This window comes from Akkermansiaceae bacterium (genome assembly GCA_024233115.1).
Lineage (GTDB): Bacteria > Verrucomicrobiota > Verrucomicrobiia > Verrucomicrobiales > Akkermansiaceae > Oceaniferula.
On sequence record JACKQB010000002.1, the window covers coordinates 331,374 to 353,332 of the forward strand.

Sequence of the window (21,959 nt, forward strand, 5' to 3'; positions counted from 1 at the left end):
AAATTAGCATTACCCGGACAAACTTCAATCTTGATTCTTGGCTCATGTTTCTTATGTCTCCTTCCATGGCTCAAGTCACCGACCTCCACATCTCCAGCAACATCCCGCTCCCCGCGCCCGCGCTTCTTCTCTCCGAAGTCGAACGGTCACCCGAGCAGGCGGAATTCATGGCTGATTCCCGTCAGCATATCCGAAATATCCTCAACGGCGAGGACCACCGCCTGCTGCTGGTTTGTGGCCCGTGCTCGATCCACGATACCAAGGCCGGCATCGAGTATGCCCGGAAACTAGCCAAACTGGCCGAGGAGGTCAAACACCAGATCTACATGGTGATGCGGGTCTATTTTGAAAAACCACGCACTACCGTCGGCTGGAAAGGTATGATCATGGACCCGCGTCTGGATGGATCCGATAATATCCCGGAGGGGCTTCGCAAGGCTCGGCTTTTCCTCCGCGAGGTGCTGGATATCGGGCTGCCCACTGCCACCGAACTCCTTGATCCAATCACCCCTCAGTATATTGCCGACCTGATAAGCTGGTCGGCCATCGGTGCCCGTACCACGGAAAGCCAGACCCACCGCCAGATGGCATCAGGGCTATCCATGCCCCTCGGTTTTAAAAACACAACCACCGGTGACCTCCTTGCCGCAGTCAATGCCATCAAGGCGGCTACCCAACCACAAACGTTCCTCGGCGTCAGCGAACAAGGTGTCGCATCAGCGGTGACTACTTCCGGTAACCCCGACTGCCACATCATTTTACGCGGTGGCGACCACGGACCTAACTACGGCGCCGATGACGTAGCTGTCACTACCAGCTTGCTGGAAAAACATGGGCTGCAACCATCCGTCATGATCGACGCATCCCATGCCAACTGTGGTAAAAAACATGAAAAAATGCCTGCGGTCTTTAGCGAGATTGTCCGCCAGCGCGCAGCAGGCAGTGACCATGTGATTGGCGCCATGCTCGAGAGTAACCTGGTGGCAGGAAACCAAAAGTTTCCACAGCCCATCGAAGACCTCACATACGGCCAATCCATTACCGATCAATGCATCGGTTGGGAAACCACCGAGACCATTGTCCTGAAAGCCGCAAGGGACCTCAAAGCCGCTGGTGTCGCCGGCTAAGGTGGCGGCGACTTCCTGTCGCCCCGCCCACAACGAACAACCCAAACAGCATTTCGTGTATTAGGTGTATTGCGCGGTTTCCGTTTCCAAATGATCTCCGAGCAAACCTTCGCCGCCATTGACTTCGAGTCAGCAGGCGCGGAACGTGGAAAAACAGACGTTCCCGTGCAAATTGGCATGGCCACCTGGTCGATCGATAACGGCCACGCCGATCACTTCCTCTCCTTCATCCGTACCGACCAGCCTATTACCTGGTCGGCTCAAAAAGTCCACGGCATCACCAGCGACGATCTCGCCGATGCCCCGCCATTCATGACACTATGGCCCCGGATCAAAGCCGTCATGTCGGACCGCATCGCAGTAGCACATGGTCATGGCACGGAAAAACGCTACCTCCGTGCCTTTCCGGCCCACGGGTTCGGCCCATGGGTCGATACCCTGCTCCTCTCCCGCGCCGCGTGGCCCGGACTTGAGTCACATGCCCTGGGCGACGTTTGCCAACACTTCAACCTGGAGAACAAGGTCAACACACTCGTCCCTAACAAAACCTGGCACGATGCCCTCTACGATGCCACCGCATCACTCATTCTGCTAGAACGACTGATTGATGAGTTCAACCTGGCAGAATCGTCCGTTGACCTGCTACTCCACCCCGACACCACCCAGTGGCACCGGCTGCGCCGATGATTCACCATTCACCATTCACCATTCACCATTCACCATTCAATCACTCCCCCTGCCACTCACCGTATTGGCGGAACTTGGCATAACGTTGGTCGAGGAGATCCTCCATACTGAGCTGCTGCAGTGCCTGGATCTGGTTAAGCACCGCGGTGCGCAGGTTTTCAGCCGCCTGCTGGTGGTCGTGGTGGGCACCGCCCTTGGGTTCCGGGATGACCTCGTCGATCAGGTGAAGTTCCCCGAGATCCGGAGCCGCGATTTTCATCGCCTCGGCAGCCTCGGGAGCATGCTTGCGGTGTTTCCAAAGAATCGCCGCACATCCTTCTGGACTGATCACGGAATAATAGGCGTTCTCCATCATGAGGACCCGGTCGGTAACGCCGATACCCAGGGCACCACCCGAGCCACCCTCACCTAACACAACGGCTACGGTTGGAGTTTTCAGGAGCATCATCTCGCGGAGGTTGAAGCCAATCGCCTCGGCAATGTTGCGCTCCTCGGCACCAATGCCGGGAAACGCACCCGGGGTATCAATGAGGGAAACAACCGGAAGCTTGAATTTTTCAGCCAGCTTCATCAGCCGGAGCGATTTCCGATACCCCTCGGGGTGAGCACTGCCAAAGTTGCGCAGCAGGTTCTCTTTGGTATCACGGCCTTTCTGATGGCCAATGACTACAACACGCTGGCCACCGAGAGTGGCAAAGCCACCGGGCATGGCATGATCGTCCCCAATGTGACGGTCTCCGTGGAGCTCACAAAAGTCATCAAATACATGGGCAATATAATCGAGCATGAACGGGCGGTTGGTGTGGCGGGCGATCTGGACACGCTGCCATGGAGAGAGGTCATCGTAAATACGGTTTCTCGTATTCTTCAACTTTCCTTCCATGGCGATAATCTCGTCAGACATATCAATGTCCTGGGTCTGCGCCTTATGTTTAAGCTTTTCGAGTTCATGTTCAAGCTCGGCGATGGGTTTCTCGAAATCAAGAGGTTTCATATAGCTGTAGAGAGTAGTCGGTTGCGTTGATTTAATTCCGTATTTCCACGTCGTTTCCAGGTCGAAGAATAAGCGGGATTTCTTCCATGTCAGCAGGAGAAAGAAAGAAGCCATTCCCGAAGTCGCCCTTATCATCCTTGGAAATCGCCCTTATGGCGAGGGATTTATCCGACAACTCAACGACCTTGCTCGAAGCGAGGTATTCTTCGGAATGCACCGGGTGAAACTTTCCACGATACCAGCCACGTATCTGACCGATCTTTAGCCGGGTGACCGCTCCTTTTCCTTTGTAGGCAACGCCTAACAGCGGGTATTCCTTAATAAACTCACCTTCGTTCCAGAGTGTGCATGTTTTCCGCCGGACATCGATCACAAGCCTCATTTCCAAGGGCATCACCGTCAGCTTGTCACCAGGGTGCAGGCTCCGGGGGTCGGCCCGCATCAGCTTACTCAGATGCACCAAGCTATCCATGGTTGTTTGGTTCTCATTCACAATCCTGGTGAATGTATCCCCACTTTTGACGGTGATCACTTTTTTCCCCTCCTTCCATTCAGGGTCCAGCAAGCGGTCGATGTTGATCTCACCAAGAATCCTGCGTGCCTCGGGAGCGCACTTGGCGGATGGGTAAAAACTAACAATATACTTCAGCTTCTCCTCGGCCTCGACCATGGATTCCATCGCGAGAAGTTCTTTGACCCGTTGAAACGCTTTTTCACCCGGTTCGTTGTCGGATCGAATCCCCTGCTCTGCTTTCTGTTTGAGTTCGAGCTCCACCTTGCGTTGCCGCTCCATCATCGTTCCCGGCATATCTTTGACGGTGCCGGTGTATTCCTGCATCAGATAGGCCGTTCCACCCATAGCCCCCAGCACAAGAAGTGCTGCAATGGCTTTGATGATGAGCATGATTCGCATACCGCTATAATAACCAAAATTGTGACTCAGACCATCGAAAAGACATGCCGGTGACGACTTATTCAGATGCTGTCCGGCCCTCCCTCAAAGCAGGCCCTTTCTTTTAAAATCAAATGCGTTGATATCGGATGATTTTCCAATCATATCGATGGCAAACTTCAACAGGCAGATCTCCCAGGCGTCATCAACCCCTTCCATCACGGCGAGCATCGGGTCACCCGTTTTCCTGACCTCGCTGAGAACCCGGTCGCGGACGGCATCCAGATTGTCGTGCAGCAATTCCTCGCTGACGTTGGTGCGCTTGAAGACAAAGCCGTATTGAAAAAAGACCGGCTCCAGTTTGTTTTCCTTCAACCAGTCGAGAAACTCACCCGCTTTTTCCTGGAATCCATCGAGTTCGACACCGCGCATCACATCCGGACGGATGATCTGCGGTTTCTGGGCTTCCATTTCCCCCTGGCGCACACGGACCTGGCCGACCGAATCCATTGGTTCACTCAGCATGGTGAACTTGAAGCGGGTAGAGCCAAAGGTATCGATCCTGCGGTCCGGCTCGTGTAATAACCGAGCTTTTTCCATGGCGTATTGAATGCTATCCGGGGAATGTTCCATTGGAGGTGGATACGTTGAAAAGTTGATAAAACAGCGTATGTTCAGCTAACCGGTCAATACGAAGGGCAGACCCATAACGAGTCTGCCCTGTTTTAAAAAATTAGAACAGTTACCTGTTATACCTAGGAAGCGCTGTTGACATAGGCGACCACGTCACCGACGCTCTGCAGTTTCTCTGCGTCTTCGTCAGGCACTTCGATGCCGAACTCTTCTTCAAAAGCCATGACAAGCTCGACGGTATCGAGGGAGTCGGCTCCAAGGTCTTCAATGAACTTGGCTTCTGGCTTCACTTGGTCGGCGCTAACGCCGAGTTGCTCGACGATGATATCTTTTACTTTGGATTCGATGTCAGACATTGCTGCTTGGTTTTATGGGTTGGTTGGAAGTGGTTTAGCCCCGCATCGCCCGATTGGCAACACAGAAAATCGGGTTTTATCACTAAACGTTAATTATTTCCCGTCGCTCTCTTCAGAAGCAGCTTCCTGTTCGTCAACATATTCGATGACCTCACCTTTGAAGCGCTCCATGACGTAGCTGAATAATTTCTCCGCAGGGGCACCGTCCTCTTCTTTAAACTGGCCGTAGACCATACCATCGATCTTCGCCTTTTTCTCTTCGCCGCCGTCGTTGTAATAAACGAGTGCGAGCCCTTTGGTATCCCATTTGCGTTTATCAATACGCACCATGTCGCTGTAGGCAATCCGCTTTCCATCCTGGGTGTAGAGAGCTTCATCGTCGGCTTTGATGCTGCGGCTCATGGTGCGGAACAGGAAAAACAGGGTGATGGCAATCAATACCCCGGCCACGCCGGCAGCAATGAACTGCTCACGGATTTTATGCGCCTCCATCGGGTGCTCAGCGGGTTCGATATCCCACTTGTTAGCCCCGGCGTACTCCTTCCAAAGATCCGATGCTCCATTCTGCCCCCCTTTTTCCGACATCAGGGCGTAACCATTGACCAGGGAGTCTGGCCACGGCATTGCCAGATCGGCATCCTTCGGCATGATCGCTTCGGCATTTTCTGGAAATTGACATGTCTGGGCCGACGCATGGGCCTGCCATTTTTCCTCTGAAAACCCAGTCTCGTCATGCATCTGCTGGAATTCAATCCCCGCCTTTTTAAAGTTCTCATGAACAAAGAACTGAAGGTTTTTATCACGATACCCCCAGATACCGTCCTGGAGAAACAGGATGGCAAACACACTGAACATCACAAGCATCGCTATGGCACGCCACAGGAACCACTTGGTGGGTTTGCAAACAGGTGGACTGGACGGGCTCTGGGCTGGTTTCGTAACTGAAGGATCGCTCATGGCATTGATAGACACAGAACTTGCCTAGAAAAATGCATGGCTAGAAGCAAAAAAACACCGCAATATGATCTCGCCATATAAATCCAAACAAGGGAAACTCGCCCCAGCCCCTGTCAATCCTTCATTACCCACTCACTTCCCCACCGCTTTACTTCTTCATGACCCGCACTGACATCCGCCGGCTCACCTCCCTCGCATCCTGCGCCGGATGAGCCTCCAAACTTGATCCCAAGTCGCTCACGCAGGTTCTGCATGGGCTGCCTCAATACCAGGACAACCGCTTACTCGTTGGCTCGGCCACCGCTGACGATGCCGGTGTGTTTAAAATCGACGACGAGCGCGCCCTCGTCCAGACGACTGATTTTTTCACTCCCATCGTCGATGACCCCGAGCTCTACGGGCGTATTGCTGCGGCCAATTCGCTCTCCGATGTGTACGCCATGGGAGGCCGACCGATCACCGCCCTGGCCATCGCGGGGATGCCGACCGAGCACGTTGACCACGAAACCATCCGGGCCATTTTCAAAGGGGGGGCGGAAATGTGTGTCGAAGCCGAATGCTGCCTGCTTGGTGGACATACCATCAAAAACCCTGAACCGATCTACGGCTTGGCGGTCACCGGACTCGTGCACCCCGAACGCTATCTCGCCAATACCCACGCCCGTCCGGGAGAATTCCTGGTACTGACCAAACCACTTGGCAGCGGTATTGTGTCGACCGGTATCAAACGGGGGATCTGCAGCGAGGAACTTGCCGAAACCGCCAGCCAGCTGATGGCCACACTCAACAAACCGGGTAGCACACTCGCCGAGCGCGGCCTGGTCCGCTGCTGTACCGATATTACCGGCTTTGGCCTCGGTGGCCACTTGATCGAACTCTGTAACGGCAGCAACGTCTCCGCGGAACTCGATGCCTCTGCCTTGCCGCTGATGTCCCCTGAGGTTCTCGATCTGATTGCAGCCGGTTGCGTGCCTGGTGGCAGTCACAAGAACCTTGCCCATACTGAGCCATACACGACCTTTGCGGAAAACGTCACCGATGCCCGGAAGCTGATCTTTGCCGACGCGCAAACCTCCGGCGGCCTGCTGCTCAGCGTTCCCGGGGAAAACCTCAACGCCGTGATGGAGACGCTTGAGGAAACCCTGGCACCTTGCGCCGTTGTGATAGGAAAAACGATACCGCGCGACCACAGTGCCATTTACGTCACCGCCTCATAACCACCACGATGAAAAAACACCTCAACATCGATCTCAACACCCTGCCTGAGGAAGGTAAAACCTTTTCCGGGGAGCTTGATGGCTCGATCCTGACCACCCGGCATGGCAGCGCAGGGGAAATCAAAGCCGTCAGCCCGCTGGTTTACGACCTCTACCTCCAGAAATTCGACAACGAACTGCTGGTCCGGGGAAACCTCTCAGCAACCTTTGAATTCAACTGCGACCGTTGCCTGTCGCCTTTTGACATGACCATCGAAGCCGTTGAATGCAGCCTGTGCATCGAGGTCGGCTCGTCACAAATCGATCTCGCCGATGCCCTCAGGGAGGAAATCGTCATCCTCTTCCCTGACTACCCCCATTGCGAAGACGGCGATGAACCCAATACATGTAATTTAGATTCTCGCTATTTAGCGATGGACAAACCCCTGGATGATGATGTAAAGACCCGTCCCCGCGACGAGGCACCCACCCCATGGGATGCTCTCGACGCAATCAAGGATGATCCATCCGAAGGCTCCGAATAGACACTGAATCGCCCCTCAAGACTTTTCAAGCAACCTAATATCAACAACTTAACCAACTACTACCATGGCTGTACCTAAGCGCAGAACATCCAAGATGAAGCAAAAGATGCGTCGCGGCGCGAACCGCTGGCGCACCCCCAAGCTCAAGACCTGTCCCGAGTGTGAAAGCCGCGTGCCTTCCCACATCGCATGCCCACACTGTGGAACCTACCGTGAGCGTCAGGTTCTCGAGGTGGACGCCATCTAAGGCATCGCTTCATCCGAAGGATTGAATTTACGAAGCGGGATGCCTTGGCATTCCGCTTGTTTCATGTCTGCCTGTCACCTCTGCCTACGCCCTGTGTCAGCAGTCCCCTCTTTTACAACACACTATGAAAATCGCACTTGATGCCATGGGCGGCGACCGTGCCCCTACAGTCAACATTGTGGGAGCACGCAATGCCCTGAAGCTTTATCCGGATATCAAACGCATCTTCCTCGTCGGTGACGCAGCTGTGCTCGAGCAGGAAGTCAAGGAGCACAAGCTCACCGATCCCCGTGCAGTAATTGTCCATGCACCCGATGTGGTGGCCATGCACGAGTCCGGCGCCAAGGCTCTGCGCAGGAAAAAAAACTCATCCATCGCGGTAGCCACAGATCTGGTGAAATCCGGTGATGCCGACGCCGTGGTCAGTGCGGGGAATACGGGGGCTGCGGTCGCTTCAGCGACCGTCAAGTTACGCACTTTGAAAGGGGTCGAACGGGCAGGTATCGCCTCGGCCATCCCGAACGAATACGGAATCTGCCAGCTTCTAGACGCCGGAGCCAACCCGGAGGCCAAACCGCAGCACCTCGTCACCTACGCAGTGATGGGCGCCGTATATGCCAACCGCGTCCTTGGCGTCAATCGCCCCAAGGTCGGCCTGATGTCCAATGGCGAAGAGGATGAAAAAGGGACTACCTTCACCAAAGAAACATTTGCCCTGCTCAAACACCTCGAATCGACTGGTCGGGCCCCCTTTGACTTCCTCGGCAACGTGGAGGGCCATGACTTGTTTGAAAGCGAGATCGACGTTGTGCTCTGTGACGGATTCACCGGAAACATCATCCTCAAAGCGTGTGAAGCCACGGCCAAAGCCATGTCCAAATGGTTGAAAATCGAATTCAAACGCAGTCCGTTCCGTATCATGGGTGCAGCGATTGCCAGAGGGGCATTCAAAGCGGTTAAAAAGAAGAGCAGCTACGAATACGTGGGCGGCTCTCCGCTTCTCGGTGTCAACGGTGTTTGTATCATCGCCCATGGAGGCTCATCAGCCCTGGCGATCCAGAACGCGATCCGCGTGGCACGCGAAACAGTCAGCCTCGAGGTGAACCCACACATTGAAGACATGCTGCTTGAGGTCAATCGCCCTTCGGCGTCCAATGCCTGATTCGTCTCCTGTTTATGCTGTTCATCCTCGTATTCTTATCTAGATTGCCTCCAACAAAATACCTTTGAACTCAATGAACGAATCCAAATCCGTCATCCCTGTCACCATCGCCGGCACCGGCAGTTACGTCCCAGAGAAAGTCCTGACCAATGCCGACCTTAGCAAAATGGTCGACACCAGCGACGAGTGGATCACCACCCGGACCGGCATCAAGGAACGCCGCATTGCCGCGGATGACGAGTTCACCTCCGACCTGGGAACCAAGGCGGCCGAGCGGGCCCTTCAACAAGCCGGCATTGCCGCCGAAGACGTTGAGCTCATCATCGTGGCCACCATTACACCAGACACGCCCACCCCGGCGACGGCGTGTTACGTGCAGACCAAACTCGGTGCCCATTCGGCGGTTGCCTTTGATATCTCGGCTGCCTGCTCCGGCTTCCTCTATGCCATGAAACTGGCCAAACGGCTCATCTCAGACGGCGCTTATAAAAACGCGGTCATTATTGGAGCTGAAAAACTTTCCTCGGTCACCAACTGGGAAGACCGTAATACCTGTGTCCTTTTTGGCGACGGAGCGGGTGCCGCCGTCCTGCGTAGATCCGAGGAAGCAGAAGGCCACATCCTTGCCACCGAAATGGGCACGGATGGCCGTCACGCCAAGCTGTTGGAAATCAAGGGCGGTGGATCGGCCTGCCCGATCACAGCGGCCAACGCCGATGAACATCTCCACACCCTTACCATGCAAGGGCGCGAGGTATTCAAGCTGGCCGTCAACGCCATGCGCACGGCTGCGGAAACCGTGATCGAACGTGCCGGACTCACCCCGGATGACATCAAGCTAGTCATACCACACCAGGCCAATCTCCGCATTATTGACGCCATTGCCGATCGCTTGGCCGTCCCTAACGAAAAGGTATTTGTCAACCTGCACAAATATGGCAACACCTCCGCCGCCGCGGTTGCGATCGCCCTGGATGAGGCACACCGTGAAGGTCGTTTTGAGCGGGGCGATCATATCATCCTCGTTGCCTTCGGCGCAGGTTTGACCTGGGCGGCCACTGCCATTAAATGGTGATTTTTTTCAGGAGGCTGACAACATGCAGAAGGCAGGATACAGGTGACAGCAACCGGGCATCAGGCCTGAGCCGCCCGTTACCCCCGACCCCCGACCCCTGAAAAAATGCGTCAGTTCATTCTAACCATTGGAACGATCGTGGTGGTCCTGGCTTCTTGTTGGGAAATTTTCCAAGGGATTTCCCTGATTATTCGCAGCGAGCTTGAAGACTCGCTCTTCCACCTTTTCATTGTCACCCCCATCCTGCTCTCGCTGGCCGCGACCTTTGATTACGTCAACAGTCAACTCCATGCCGACTACCGTAAATTCAGACGGTCCATGGCCCGCAAAAAAGGTGCGCAAAGCGATATCCTCCACCCTGACTCAAAAGAAGTCGAGGGCACGCCGTGGGAAGACGACTCCTCGCATACGCAGTGACCAGTCGCCTCCGGGGAGATTGGTTATAAAAATTTTCTAACCGACCTGCCCGGTGCCTCAACAGCATCACCTAGTTCGGCATTGCGGTGAATCCAGACACTCTGGACCAGCCCTAACAAAAACATCACCATCAGCACAAAGGTTCCGGAGTAACTCACCAAGGGGAGAGGAATACCGGTAATAGGCGTCATCAGCACACACATGCCGATGTTTTCGAAAATGTGGGCAAACAGAAGCGCCACGACGGCCGCGGCAATGATCCGGCCCGAACTATCCCGGCTGTAGAAGGCAATAAACAGACACTGGATCAGCAGCATCGCGTATCCGGTCAGCAACATCAGGCTGCCACGGAATCCCTGCTCTTCACCGATCACGGCGAAAATAAAGTCGTTATGCGCGGTTTTCCATGGGATGTATTTTTTATCGTGCAGTGAGCCCCGCTCACTGGAAGCATTCGAGCCTATGCCTTTCCAACCGGCCTTGCCGATAGCGGTCGATACCCAATATGGAGCATAGGCATCGCCATTGATATCCACCTCCCTGCCATCAAGCATGGCGAGATAGAGTTCGATACGCCCCGCGCCACGTTCGGAGGCCTTGGGTAAAACAACAAAGTATGCCAGGGCAACACAGCCAAAGCCGACGATCATCATCAGCAGCAGATAACGATAAGGTATTCCACTGGCAAACATGATCACGACGGTGACGGGTAACCAAACCATCGCCGACCCCATATCCCCCATGGCTACCACGATTAGAAACGGAACCCCCGATAACACAGCAATGATCCCGACCCTCACAAAGGGCAGCTTGAAAAAGGCGTGCCAGCGCGGCAAATCCTGAAGTAATGACCCCATCAGAACGATCCCCCCCGCAATACCCAACTGGGTTGGTTGAAAGGAAAGCGCTCCGATATTAATCTGGTGGACTTCCGTCCCCTTGAACATCGCCACCACCATCAGAGCCAGGCCCGCAAGGTACATCGGTATGCCAAGCCACCTGATCCAGCGGTAGTCAATCAGTGCCGTGATAAAAAAAACGGCGCAACCTCCGATGATCCACAGTTTCTGTCGACTGGCATAGTAGCCCCCGCCGTTAGGCAGGTGCCTGGCGGCACTCTCGATGGCATAGACGCCAAAGATAGCCAGCGCCAGCATGGTTAATACCAGCAGCCAGTTCATTCCCAGTATTTTCCGCAGTAGTGGAGTCATCTTCTTTTAGGAAATCCCTGCGAGTCTCTACGGATGGGCTTTACCAGGTGGCATTGTGCTGTCGGTGATGCAGAGGTGACATTGGTGGCTAGTGGCCATCGGCACCAGGCGCAAATTTATTCAACTCCTTGAGCATGTTCGCCGTGATGTCCTTGGCGTCCTTTAGGTAGATAAAGAATGATACCTGGTTGGTGTTTTTGCCCGATTTATCAAAGACATAATCATACCCCAGCTCCTTGGCGTGGTCGATGACCTTCTGTCGAATCTCCTGCATAATCCCCTGCATGCTGGCGGCCTTGAGTTGGGCCACCTTGCTCTTTTCCTGGTCTGAATAGCGCTTCACCTCTGCACTCATCATCTTGAGTTCCTGCGCCAGTAATTTCCCCTCGCTCTCCTTGTTGCTTTTTTCCTCATCAGTGAGCTTACCGCTATTGATCTGCTCGGCCAGACCATTGAGCATCTGGCGCATCCGGTTCATTGCCTCTCCACGTTCATTGATCCCCTTCTGAATACGTGCATATTCGGTATTGAAGCGTTTCTGGGAGGCGATGGTCCGGTGGTATTCCTTGAAAAGCTTCTGCATGTCCACAGTGGCCATTTTGGGGAGCTCGGCAGACACCACTGCAGCCATTCCGGCCATCATCATCAGGCTTGTATAAAATATTTTCAGCTTTCTCATATCCATATTACGTTCCAGGCGCACCAAGGTGCATGTTTTCCCTGGTTGCGTCAATAGCATCTCCCCCAAGCCAGCAAAAAAGGCAAAAAGATACCCTCTCCCGGTGCTCAGGAGAGGGTATGCAATGATGATGTCCGGAAGGATGACAAAGGTCGTCGCCCTTGGATCAAGGAGCAGCTGGCTCCGGGGTAGCAGGTTCGGCTGGAGCGTCTGGTGCAGCCGGTGCTTCAGGTGCCTTGGGAGCATCCTTGTTGAGTTCGGTCAGCAATGCCGCCGTAATGTCGGTAGCGTCCTTGGTGTAGAGCAGGAACGGCACCTGGTTGGCACTGAGGCCGGACTTATCGAGCACAAAGTCGAAGTCCTCACCCTTGGAGTGGTCAACGATACGTTTGCGGATCTCCTCGAGAATCCCCTGCATGCTGGCCTGCTTCTTGAGCTCGAGCGCACGGGTGCGGCGACCGAGGAACTCGCGGCGTTCGCGGTCCATGGCCTTGGCTTCATCCAGCTTGAGCTGGAATTCACGGGACTTCTCACGCTTGACGTTGTCGGCAAGTGTCGGGTCCTCGATTTTTTTCTTCAACGCCTGGAGTTGCTCCTCGAGGGTGCGGATGCCGGCGAGGCGCTCGTTGTTCTCCTTCTGGATGCGGGCAAACTCCTCACTGAACTTCTGTTGTTCCTCGGTGGTGCGATGGTATTCCTTGAACAGCTGCTGCATGTCGACCGTGGCGATTTTCAGACGCTGGGCAGAAGCCGAGCCCATGCCAAACGCAGCAACGGCGCAGAATATGGCGGAAAGTTTAAGGTAATTTTTCATGATGGATTATGATGGTAATTCGGATGATGTTGGGGCGTATAGATGGGTGTAGCAACGCGGTGAGAAAACAATCCGGATCGTTCTCCGCACCGCTTGACTCACGTCACACCCCCAAGCTGCACAGAATCTCACACTGCGTCAACATCTATCCCTAGCCAAATCATCGTAAATTGCCTGATCTGAATATGAATATCGTCACCCACCCTGCTGATCTACCGAAAAGCCTGCAGCTATCCGCCATCTCCCGCCCCCGGGTTCTGGTTCCGACCATGGGAGCGCTCCACGAGGGCCATTTGAAGCTCGTTCACCGGGCACGCGAACTCGCAGGCCCGGAGGGCTTCGTAGTCCTGACTCTTTTTGTCAACCCCACCCAGTTTGACAAGGTGGAGGATCTGGAAAAATACCCACGCACGCTGGAAAAAGACCTGGAGCTCTGTCGGCTGCACGGTGTGGACCTCGTTTTTTCCCCGGAGCCCGATTCCATGTATCATGCGGATCACTCAGTCAGCGTGATGGAAGCCTCCCTTACCAGACAGCTCTGTGGCGCAACCCGCCCAGGCCACTTCGACGGAGTCTGTACGGTGGTGCTCAAGCTGTTCAATCTCATCCAGCCGGACGCGGCTGTTTTTGGCAAAAAAGACTACCAGCAACTCGCCGTCATCCGGCGTATGGTCAGGGACCTCAATGTGCCTGTACATATCGAGGGGGTCGATACGGTGCGAGAGGCCAGCGGACTGGCACTTTCCTCAAGAAACACCCGACTAACAGCAAGCCAACACGCCGACGCCCCCCGCATCCGGCGCGCTCTCCTGTCTGCGCAGCAAGCTTATCTCGACGGGGCGCGCTCGGCTGAAGTGCTGTTAGGGATTGCCCGACAGGAAATCGAGTCGTCGCCCAAACGAGCCAGAATCGATTACCTGGAGCTGCTTGATGCCGGGACCCTGCAAGAGATCGACTCCGTAGACTCCCCTGCGGTGATGGCGACGGCTGTGTTTTACGGATCCGTCCGACTCATCGACAATATCGAGCTGGGTTAGTCTGGAGAAAAAATCTGGCGAAAAATATGCCCTGCCGCCAGTGTTGACGACAGGGCATTTTCGTTAGAAATACAAACCTTTAACGCCGTTAGAAGCGCTTGCGGCGAAGCAACCATGCCGAGGCTCCCAGTCCGAGCAATGCCAACGAGCTGGGCTCGGGCACAGTGTGGAACACCAGGTTGTCGATGGCACCACTTTCAATGTTGAAATCGATGGATTGGATGTTTTTCAAACCCAACTGGGAGGCTGAAATATTCGAGATGTGGTTTCCATAGTGGTTGGCAAAATCGACGTTGGTGCCATTGGCAATCAGGTCGGACGGCTTCCAGGTTACCGAAAGTCCATTCATGTCCTTGAAGACCACCGTTACATCAGATTTCGATGTCTCGGGCGTGTCGTAGAGGCTGAAGCCCACGGCGCTGACCTGGCTATTCCCGAAGATGACACCGATCCTGCCTCCGGCTGCCTCATCATCGGGGCTGTCGATCAGGCCATTGTTGTTCCGGTCAACCAGGTTTTCAGCGATGATCAGCGCATTGCCGAGGTTTCTGACCCCCTTCAAATTGCCGCCGAGGAACGGGTTTTCCAAGTCCGGGTCGGCCGTGCCGCTTTGGTTGGTATCAAAGATGATCAATTGGTCGTGACGGCCCTTTGAGTCGACTGTGAACGTGACACCTCCACCAAGACCGGAATATTCGCTGCCACTGAAAAGGCTTCCGTGCTGGAGGTTTTGTGATGCTTCGTCAAATGTGATGACGTGCGTGCTTTGCGCAACTGCCGGTCCGGCTACAGCCGTCAGCAGGGCAAGTGCGCTGATATATCTCGATAATACGTGTGTTGTTTTCATGTTGGGGAGGGTGGGTTTGTGCGACCTGCGTGAGGCGCAATTCAAATTTTCTCCCCTGATTCCTCGGTTTGCCGACTATTTTATTAAACGGATTTCATGGTATTCATTGGTTCTAATTACTCATGGTTTGGTGATTTCCAATGGTCTTCAAATTATCAAAATATATAAACTAATAGTGTGATCATGGCACTTCACCCTCGATTGGATGGCGTTGAAACGAAGACTCATCCGGTCAGCAACCTAAAAAAATCAAGCTACCTTGATAATTTACGACAAGCATTTTGCCTTCACCCAGACATGCCAAATTCGCCTCAAAAAAATCGATGAATCCACCTCCATGCGTTTAACACATGTTAAACAACTAACAGATAACGCAATCAGAGCCGTGACAACTGATCCCAGAACATTTCAGTCTGGCGGGCATCGGGCAGCACTTCTACCAGAGTGGTTTTCTCGCCCGGTTCAAAATCGAAACCTTCCAAACCATCGACCCGGACATAATCCATTCCCCACATCGCGGCCCAATGTTCGAAGTTGTGGCGGTGCTGATTGGTGACCAGACCAGCAGCATCGCCGCCTAGGAGCTGCACCGCAGGTAATCGGTCAAAAATCCTGCCTCCCCCATTGTTCATGACCACCAGCATCCTGCCACGGCACTCCACCTGATCGAGTAATGCAGGAGCCGCGAAGTCATACATAGCTGTTAGGTCGCCTATGACTGCCCAGGCGTCCTCGTGGTCGGCCGTGGCACCGAGCCATGTGGCAATCTGGCCATCGATACCATTGGCGCCACGATTTGCCCTCACCAATTCATAGGGCACCTCCCTCTGGGCAAAATCATTCCACTCACGGATCGGCAGGCTATTCCCGAGATAGAGACTACTCCCCATGGTCGCCATCACCGACAGTGTTCTCACCATCCCCGGTTCACTTTCGGGCAGGGATTCTAACAACTCCGCGATTCGACCGCGCTTTCGTTTCGACAGTTTGAGATAGTCCATGGCGTCCCCGATGTTGACCACTTCACCAAAAGCGCGCATGCAGCGGGATATTTCCCCGGTGATCACAGTGCTCTTACGGGCCAGGCCGGCATAACCGGTCCGACTGATCGAGACGACATTGACCATGGATAGATTTTCAAGATCCCTCCAGAACCGGCCCACCGGCACCTCGCCGATGCGGAGAATGTGGGCGGGCGGGTTCTCTTTGAGAATCCGGTCTCCATCAACCAGGGCAAGATTACCCAAGGTCTCACGCAGACCACTGGTGCTATCGACCAAGACAGGCGCGCCCAGATCGCGTAGGAAATGCCAGACTTCCTGGCGGTCCTCGGGTTCGAGACCTCCGAGCATGACCACCAATCCGCGCCAAGCCTCCTTGATGCAGTCCAACGCGGGCAGCAAATCAATATTGCCGCGTACCTCGTTGCTCTCACCGAGCCGGATTTTTGACAACCTTTCGGAGCCATCACGGATGCCCAGTTCATTTTCCTCAAGGCAGAGATTGATATGCCATGGAGCCATACCACTCCATCCGCCCAATACCGTCAAATCGTCTTGCCATTCCAGGTCCTCGGCCCCTTCGACGTAGCCAGCAAACAGCCCCGCCTGATCGATCGCCTGGGGAGCGCCGCTGCCACGGAACCTGACGGGACGGTCGGCGGAGATCACCACGAGGGGGCGCCTTTGGTAATGAGCCTCGATCACGGCAGGCAACAACTCCGCCACGGCTGTGCCGGATGTCGTGACCACCGCGCACGGGCCACCACTTTGCATACTGCGGCCAAGGGCAAAAAAACCAGCGGCCCTTTCCTCGAAATGTGAAAACACACGGATCTCCCCAGCTTCGCCACTTTGTGCATAGTCGGCGAGAGCGACAACAAGTCCGAGATTTCTCGCCCCTGCACAAACCACAAACTCCTGGATACCTGCTGCAATGCAGGCACCCACGATATCACTGACCCATCCTTTGCTAGACACGGGCGAGAGAGTGCAGAGTCAACAGCTAAGAAGCAAGATGAGAAAACAGGAATAATGATTAGGTAAGTATGTCTGAACACCCACCTACTCACGTAAACAAAAAAAGGCCCCGGGAGCTTGGAGGCACCCCGGGGCATTCATTTCAGATCCTTACACGCTGATGTTTGGATATTTCTGACAACTTGCAACTGTTGTGTTCACTTAGTGTGATAGAACACCGAATCATACGGTGTTCAGGGTAATAGACCCCTCACAACAGTATCCGTTCAAAGAATATTAAGATTTATTGTCTTTTTGTTTTCAGAGATAGTCGCAGCTCTCCGAAAGCCGCCTTTTTCCTGGCAATTTCAAGCATTTCGAAAGGTTTCACGTTCAGTGGAATTTTTATCATCCGGTACCTCATCCGCATCCGTTTGGTTTGCGGTATCGTGATTCGGCCCCTGCCAAATTGGCCATGCGTTTTAGCGACGGCGACGCAGCAGCACCAGTGAGCCCATCGCCATGAGCAGTGACGTGGATGGCTCGGGAACAGGCGTATTACCCAATCCCTCAATATTCAGAGACATCACAGACTGGTTGTTCATCAAGTCATTGGGATCCAACCAAAAGATCACCTCATTATCGGGCTTATGATTCGCCCCGCCCCAGTTGTCATTCTTGGCGGCGGCAAACCAGGTGTTGGCCAGGGCAATCATATCGTTTGCACGCTGGTTGTAGGTCGAATTGCCAGTATTGTTGCGCAAGTAGTAGTTTCCCTGTCCGAGTGAGAGATTGAGATTGGTATCTGTCAATACCTCCCATATCGCCGCTTGCATCGTAGCGGAGCCGAGATTGCCGCCGGTGAGCATTTGATCGAAATTCTGCTCCAGAAGGTAGGCAGCCCGCTTGAGACCACCCGGCGTATAACCTACAATCCCTTCGTCTGTAAAGCGTTGCTCGGCGGCTGCCAGTGTGTAGGGGCGATAGGACTGGATAGAAGTGGTTTCAGGTCCAAGAAAAGTAGTTTCGGAATCAATGCAAAAGGCATGCAAGCCCAGCTTGTTGGCGTAGGTGTCGCCTGAATCACCACGGAATGCCCCCCTGGGCGTCCCGGATATCGACGAATAACTGGATTGATCAGCAAAAATCAAACCGACTTCGCCCACGTAGTCCTGGTAGTTGGAGGTGCCGTAGTGGTCTGCAACCGTCCAACCGTCCAGAGCGGCATCGGCAGATGATTCGGTGCCATTGACGGAATGGAAGTCATACACAGCCTGGCCATATAGCGGAACCGTGGCTAAAACAGAGATGATGATAAGAATTGCAGTTTTCATGGGATTCTGTAAGGGGTTGTGTTTCGGGGTAATTGGGAAGCCTTTGTATTTAATTATTTAAATATTTCGGCGAACGGTGGATGAATACACAAAAAATCATATACAGTCAACATTTTTTTAAATTAAATGTATTTAAGCATTAATCTTTTAATATATATTCGACATTCATGACAATTCCCACAACTTGGCACAAAGTTGCCAAATCGCCTGAAAACAACAAAAGTCATTCATCACCAGCGGTGTTACAAGGTCACCACTAAATGCATCACAGCGAAAAACCGGCGGAAAGGAACCCGCCGGAACATAAAGGTGATTTTTTGTAATTTCCTGAACCCCAGATACAACACCCTGCCAAACAGGCATTAGGGCAGGGAAATTCTGCCGAATAGCGGCCGGTGATCGGACGCTGCGGCTTCGGGCAAGACCCGGCAACTCGCCTTGGACGCGTCGAGGCCAAGTGTGAGTATGTAATCGATCTCATCGCGCGGTTTGTTTGCCGGACAGGTCAAGCGCTCCTCTTTCTTGGGCACAATGCTCCAGGTCCGGGCGAGGTATTGCATCGTCTGGGACTCTGGCCGGGCGTTGAAATCACCGAGCAACAGCACGGGATGCTTGCGTTTTGCAAGATGGGTTTCCAGTGACTTTGCCTGTAAAAGGCGGACCGCCTCCGTGGTCCAGTCAAAATGCACACTGCAAAACGATAGCCTCTTCCGGCCGACCATCACCTGCACCTCAAGCGCGATGCGGGGCTCCCCTTTTCCCGGGAGGCGATGGACCACCACATCGTCGATGGGATGTTTCGACAGCACGGCATTGCCATACGCGCCTCCGTGGAGGTCGATGCATTTGCGGAAAATGTGTTTCATGCCCAACAGCCTGGCGAGTGCCTCCGCCTGGTCCACCTTGCCACTGCGTGGGACCGATTGATCGACCTCCTGCAGTGCCACCAGGTCAGGCTTCTCTTTTTTGATGATCCCGGCGATGCGTTGAAGGTCCAGTTTCCCATCCATACCCACACCATGGTGGATATTGTAGGACATGACACGCAGCTCGCCGGCGGTGGCAAGGCCGGTTAGAAAAAGAAGATACAGCAGGGCTCTCATGGCCCTATGCTACGGGACCAGCCGCAAATGTCTTGCGAATTATCTCTTCCCCCGTTAAATCCAGCGCGCACTACCAAGATTATGGCAGGATTTTTCAAAAAGCTTTTCAACAAGGTCGCCAATCGCGCGGAAATCGATTGGGACGAACTCGAGGCCGATCTCATCGGTGCCGACCTCGGCGCCCGCACCACGATGGCAATCGTCGACGACCTCCAGGCGCTGGGCCGGAAGATTTCCGCTGAGGATGTGGTCGATGTTTGCAAACAACATATCGTCGGCATCCTCAAGGAGGACGTGGCGGGGCTGACACCTGGCATCGATGGAAAACCGCAGGTCATTCTGGTGGTCGGCGTCAATGGCACGGGAAAAACCACCTCATCGGCGAAACTGGCCCATCTCCTCAAAAGCCAGGGTCACTCGGTGATGTTGGCGGCCGCCGATACCTTCCGTGCCGCCGCGGTCGAACAACTCGGTGTCTGGGGCGAGCGGCTCGGTATCCCCGTCGTCAAGGGCGCCCCCAACGCCGATCCGGCATCCGTTTGTTACACCGCCCATCAAAAGGCCCTGACGGACGGCACTGAGTTTTTAATCTGCGACACCGCAGGGCGGATTCACACCCGCCATAATCTGATGGAGGAGCTGGGCAAGATCGAGCGGACCATTGGCAAACAGGACGGAAATGCCCCGCATTTGAAATTATTGGTCGTGGACGCCACCACTGGCGGCAACGCCCTTGCACAGGCAAAGGAATTCAACAAAGCGATCGAACTCGACGGCTTGATCGTCACCAAGATGGACGGCTCGGGCAAAGGTGGGGTTGCCGTTGTCATCCAACAGGAACTCGATATCCCTACACGCTTCATTGGACTCGGTGAGGAGCCCGACCAGTTCCAGGTGTTCAACAAACAGGAGTTTGTCGACGGCATATTCTAGTGAGGGGAGCGCGGGCGTCCCGGCCGCATTCTCTATCGAAAAAGAGCGGGCGGGACGCCCACGCTCCCTTCTACGCACTACTCAGGTAGCGGGAAGTCCCGGTTGAAGGCGTAGACCTTGTCACGGATCTCGGCGAGTTTGGCGTCGTTGTCGTGGTTCGAAAGCGCTTCGTGGATGAAATCGGCCACCTTCTCCACATCGGCCACCTTCATGCCACGGGTGGTAACCGCCGGTGTGCCGATCCTGATTCCACTGGGCTTGAACGGACCTGCCGTATCGAAGGGGATTGAGTTTTTGTTCACCGTGATACCACACTCGTCGAGCGCGTGCTGGGCGATCGAGCCATCGATTCCCGCAGGACGCAGGTCCACCAGCATGAGATGGTTGTCGGTTCCTCCGGAGACGATCCGGTAGCCGTGCCCGGCGAGACGTGCGGCCATGGCCTTGGCATTATCGACCACTTGTTGTGAGTAGGCTTTGAAATTGGTGTTCAGGATCTCGCCAAAGCATGCCGCCTTGGCAGCAATGACGTGCATCAGCGGACCGCCCTGAATTCCCGGGAAAACGGTGCTGTCGATTTTCTTGGCATGCTCTTCCTTGCACAGAATGATACCACCACGCGGGCCACGAAGTGACTTATGGGTCGTGGTCGTCACAAAGTCTGCGTGTGGCACCGGGTTAGGGTGGACACCTGCCGCGACAAGGCCGGCGATGTGTGCCATATCGACAAAGAGGTAGGCACCCACTTTCCTGGCAATCCTGCCCATACGTTCAAAATCAATCGTGCGGGGGTAAGCGCTGGCACCCGTGGTGATCAGCTTGGGTTTTACCTCCTCAGCCACTTTTTCGAGGGCGTCGTAATCGATACGCTCGTCCTCTTCACTGACACCGTAGTGAGTGACCTGGTAGAATTTCCCGGAGAAGTTCGCCTTGTGACCATGGGTCAGATGCCCGCCGTGGGCGAGGTCCATGGTAAGGATTTTGTCGCCCGGCTTGAGTACGGCGAAATAAACGGCGGTGTTCGCCTGCGAGCCCGAATGCGGCTGCACATTGGCGTGATCGGCTCCGAAGATTTCCTTGGCCCGGTCGATGGCAAGCTGCTCGGCCACGTCCACAAATTCACAACCACCATACCAGCGGCGACCGGGGTATCCCTCGGCGTATTTGTTTGTCAGCACACTTCCCTGCGCTTCCATCACGGCACCGCTGGTGAAGTTTTCAGAAGCAATCAGCTCGATATTCAAGTTCTGGCGATTCTTCTCGGCCTCAATCACGTTGTAAAGCTCGGGGTCGGTGACCGCGAGACGACTTCCCGATGCCTTGTCGATACGGGCCTGGTGCCGACCTCCTTCAAAGCCGGTCTTGATAAAAGCATCGACCATGGCAAGGGCCACATCTATTTCCAAAAGCCCTGCTCCGAGGCAAAGCACATTGGCATCATTGTGCTGACGGGTCGTGACCGTCTCGTCCACACTGCGGACGTTGGCGCCCCGGATACCGTGGTACCGGTTCACCGCCATACACATGCCGACCCCTGATTTACAGATCAGGATACCGCGGTCATAGCCGTGGTTGACAACCCCGCGGGCTACCTGGTTTGAAAAATCCGGATAATCCACCGAGGCTTCGCTATTCGTCCCGAAATCCTTAACCGTGTGACCTGCCGACTGCAAGTGAGTTACTATGGCGTGCTTGAGGTCAACCCCTCCGTGATCTGCTCCAATGGCGATATTCATTTTTTTGAAGTATTCAGTG

At 54.5% G+C, this 21,959-nt stretch carries 23 protein-coding genes; 10 read left to right on the forward strand and 13 right to left on the reverse strand.

The genetic code is table 11. From position 1 onward, the window contains the following. The first annotated feature begins 65 nt into the window (after positions 1-65). Positions 66-1,127, forward strand: coding sequence for a 3-deoxy-7-phosphoheptulonate synthase (locus H7A51_05635; GenBank protein ID MCP5535702.1), 1,062 nt, complete (start codon positions 66-68; stop codon positions 1,125-1,127). 90 nt (positions 1,128-1,217) lie between these two features. Beyond that, a complete protein-coding gene (locus H7A51_05640) occupies positions 1,218-1,814 on the forward strand; it encodes a 3'-5' exonuclease (GenBank protein MCP5535703.1) in 597 nt (198 codons plus the stop codon). 40 nt (positions 1,815-1,854) lie between these two features. On the opposite strand, the gene H7A51_05645 is transcribed toward H7A51_05640, so the two are convergent. The 5 genes from H7A51_05645 to H7A51_05665 all read right to left on the reverse strand — a co-directional run bounded on the left by H7A51_05645 (position 1,855) and on the right by H7A51_05665 (position 5,646). Next, positions 1,855-2,808, reverse strand: a complete 954-nt coding sequence (locus H7A51_05645) for an acetyl-CoA carboxylase carboxyltransferase subunit alpha (protein MCP5535704.1) — start codon at positions 2,806-2,808, stop codon at positions 1,855-1,857. A 31-nt stretch (positions 2,809-2,839) separates the two neighbouring features. After that, positions 2,840-3,712 (reverse strand): LysM peptidoglycan-binding domain-containing protein, encoded by an 873-nt coding sequence (locus tag H7A51_05650; protein MCP5535705.1) that lies wholly within the window; start codon positions 3,710-3,712, stop codon positions 2,840-2,842. Between the two features lie 93 nt (positions 3,713-3,805). Then, a complete protein-coding gene (locus tag H7A51_05655) occupies positions 3,806-4,333 on the reverse strand; it encodes a hypothetical protein (GenBank protein MCP5535706.1) in 528 nt (175 codons plus the stop codon). 122 nt (positions 4,334-4,455) lie between these two features. After that, complete coding sequence (locus H7A51_05660) at positions 4,456-4,689, reverse strand: acyl carrier protein (protein MCP5535707.1); 234 nt, start codon at positions 4,687-4,689, stop codon at positions 4,456-4,458. 93 nt (positions 4,690-4,782) lie between these two features. Continuing rightward, on the reverse strand, positions 4,783-5,646 hold the full coding sequence (locus tag H7A51_05665; GenBank protein ID MCP5535708.1) for a hypothetical protein: 864 nt from the start codon (positions 5,644-5,646) through the stop codon (positions 4,783-4,785). 248 nt (positions 5,647-5,894) lie between these two features. On the opposite strand from H7A51_05665, the gene selD reads away from it, so the two are divergent. The 6 genes from selD to H7A51_05695 all read left to right on the forward strand — a co-directional run bounded on the left by selD (position 5,895) and on the right by H7A51_05695 (position 10,288). Next, entirely contained in the window at positions 5,895-6,863 is a 969-nt protein-coding gene (gene selD, locus H7A51_05670) for a selenide, water dikinase SelD (GenBank protein ID MCP5535709.1), read from the forward strand. A gap of 8 nt (positions 6,864-6,871) precedes the next feature. After that, the gene (locus tag H7A51_05675; GenBank protein MCP5535710.1) at positions 6,872-7,387 is read left to right on the forward strand and encodes a DUF177 domain-containing protein; all 516 of its coding nucleotides are present in this window, start codon (positions 6,872-6,874) and stop codon (positions 7,385-7,387) included. 64 nt (positions 7,388-7,451) lie between these two features. Then, positions 7,452-7,634 carry a 50S ribosomal protein L32 gene (gene rpmF / locus H7A51_05680; GenBank protein ID MCP5535711.1) on the forward strand — a complete coding sequence of 61 codons (183 nt, stop codon included), beginning with the start codon at positions 7,452-7,454 and terminating at the stop codon, positions 7,632-7,634. Positions 7,635-7,758: 124 nt separating this feature from the next. Then, complete coding sequence (gene plsX / locus H7A51_05685) at positions 7,759-8,796, forward strand: phosphate acyltransferase PlsX (GenBank protein ID MCP5535712.1); 1,038 nt, start codon at positions 7,759-7,761, stop codon at positions 8,794-8,796. A 94-nt stretch (positions 8,797-8,890) separates the two neighbouring features. Then, positions 8,891-9,871: a ketoacyl-ACP synthase III gene (locus H7A51_05690; protein ID MCP5535713.1), complete on the forward strand. Its 981-nt coding sequence runs from the start codon at positions 8,891-8,893 to the stop codon at positions 9,869-9,871. Positions 9,872-9,976: 105 nt separating this feature from the next. Continuing rightward, entirely contained in the window at positions 9,977-10,288 is a 312-nt protein-coding gene (locus tag H7A51_05695; GenBank protein MCP5535714.1) for a hypothetical protein, read from the forward strand. A 23-nt stretch (positions 10,289-10,311) separates the two neighbouring features. Here the strand turns inward: H7A51_05695 and H7A51_05700 are convergent, their stop codons facing one another. The 3 genes from H7A51_05700 to H7A51_05710 form a co-directional block, all read right to left on the reverse strand. Next, positions 10,312-11,499: an FtsW/RodA/SpoVE family cell cycle protein gene (locus tag H7A51_05700; GenBank protein MCP5535715.1), complete on the reverse strand. Its 1,188-nt coding sequence runs from the start codon at positions 11,497-11,499 to the stop codon at positions 10,312-10,314. A gap of 88 nt (positions 11,500-11,587) precedes the next feature. Next, positions 11,588-12,178: an OmpH family outer membrane protein gene (locus H7A51_05705; protein MCP5535716.1), complete on the reverse strand. Its 591-nt coding sequence runs from the start codon at positions 12,176-12,178 to the stop codon at positions 11,588-11,590. Positions 12,179-12,344: 166 nt separating this feature from the next. Next, positions 12,345-12,992 (reverse strand): OmpH family outer membrane protein, encoded by a 648-nt coding sequence (locus H7A51_05710; GenBank protein ID MCP5535717.1) that lies wholly within the window; start codon positions 12,990-12,992, stop codon positions 12,345-12,347. A gap of 185 nt (positions 12,993-13,177) precedes the next feature. Here H7A51_05710 and H7A51_05715 point away from each other — a divergent pair, with 185 nt between their 5' ends. Beyond that, positions 13,178-14,029, forward strand: coding sequence for a pantoate--beta-alanine ligase (locus tag H7A51_05715; GenBank protein ID MCP5535718.1), 852 nt, complete (start codon positions 13,178-13,180; stop codon positions 14,027-14,029). Between the two features lie 88 nt (positions 14,030-14,117). Here H7A51_05715 and H7A51_05720 read toward each other — a convergent pair whose 3' ends face one another. The 4 genes from H7A51_05720 to H7A51_05735 all read right to left on the reverse strand — a co-directional run bounded on the left by H7A51_05720 (position 14,118) and on the right by H7A51_05735 (position 19,271). After that, positions 14,118-14,876 carry a PEP-CTERM sorting domain-containing protein gene (locus H7A51_05720; GenBank protein MCP5535719.1) on the reverse strand — a complete coding sequence of 253 codons (759 nt, stop codon included), beginning with the start codon at positions 14,874-14,876 and terminating at the stop codon, positions 14,118-14,120. 377 nt (positions 14,877-15,253) lie between these two features. Continuing rightward, on the reverse strand, positions 15,254-16,855 hold the full coding sequence (gene menD / locus H7A51_05725) for a 2-succinyl-5-enolpyruvyl-6-hydroxy-3-cyclohexene-1-carboxylic-acid synthase (protein ID MCP5535720.1): 1,602 nt from the start codon (positions 16,853-16,855) through the stop codon (positions 15,254-15,256). Between the two features lie 461 nt (positions 16,856-17,316). After that, positions 17,317-18,168 carry a PEP-CTERM sorting domain-containing protein gene (locus H7A51_05730; GenBank protein MCP5535721.1) on the reverse strand — a complete coding sequence of 284 codons (852 nt, stop codon included), beginning with the start codon at positions 18,166-18,168 and terminating at the stop codon, positions 17,317-17,319. Positions 18,169-18,530: 362 nt separating this feature from the next. Continuing rightward, positions 18,531-19,271, reverse strand: coding sequence for an endonuclease/exonuclease/phosphatase family protein (locus tag H7A51_05735; protein ID MCP5535722.1), 741 nt, complete (start codon positions 19,269-19,271; stop codon positions 18,531-18,533). A gap of 81 nt (positions 19,272-19,352) precedes the next feature. On the opposite strand from H7A51_05735, the gene ftsY reads away from it, so the two are divergent. Then, positions 19,353-20,204 carry a signal recognition particle-docking protein FtsY gene (ftsY, locus tag H7A51_05740; GenBank protein MCP5535723.1) on the forward strand — a complete coding sequence of 284 codons (852 nt, stop codon included), beginning with the start codon at positions 19,353-19,355 and terminating at the stop codon, positions 20,202-20,204. Between the two features lie 77 nt (positions 20,205-20,281). Here ftsY and rpiB read toward each other — a convergent pair whose 3' ends face one another. After that, the gene (gene rpiB / locus H7A51_05745) at positions 20,282-21,940 is read right to left on the reverse strand and encodes a ribose 5-phosphate isomerase B (protein MCP5535724.1); all 1,659 of its coding nucleotides are present in this window, start codon (positions 21,938-21,940) and stop codon (positions 20,282-20,284) included. Positions 21,941-21,959 lie beyond the last annotated feature (19 nt).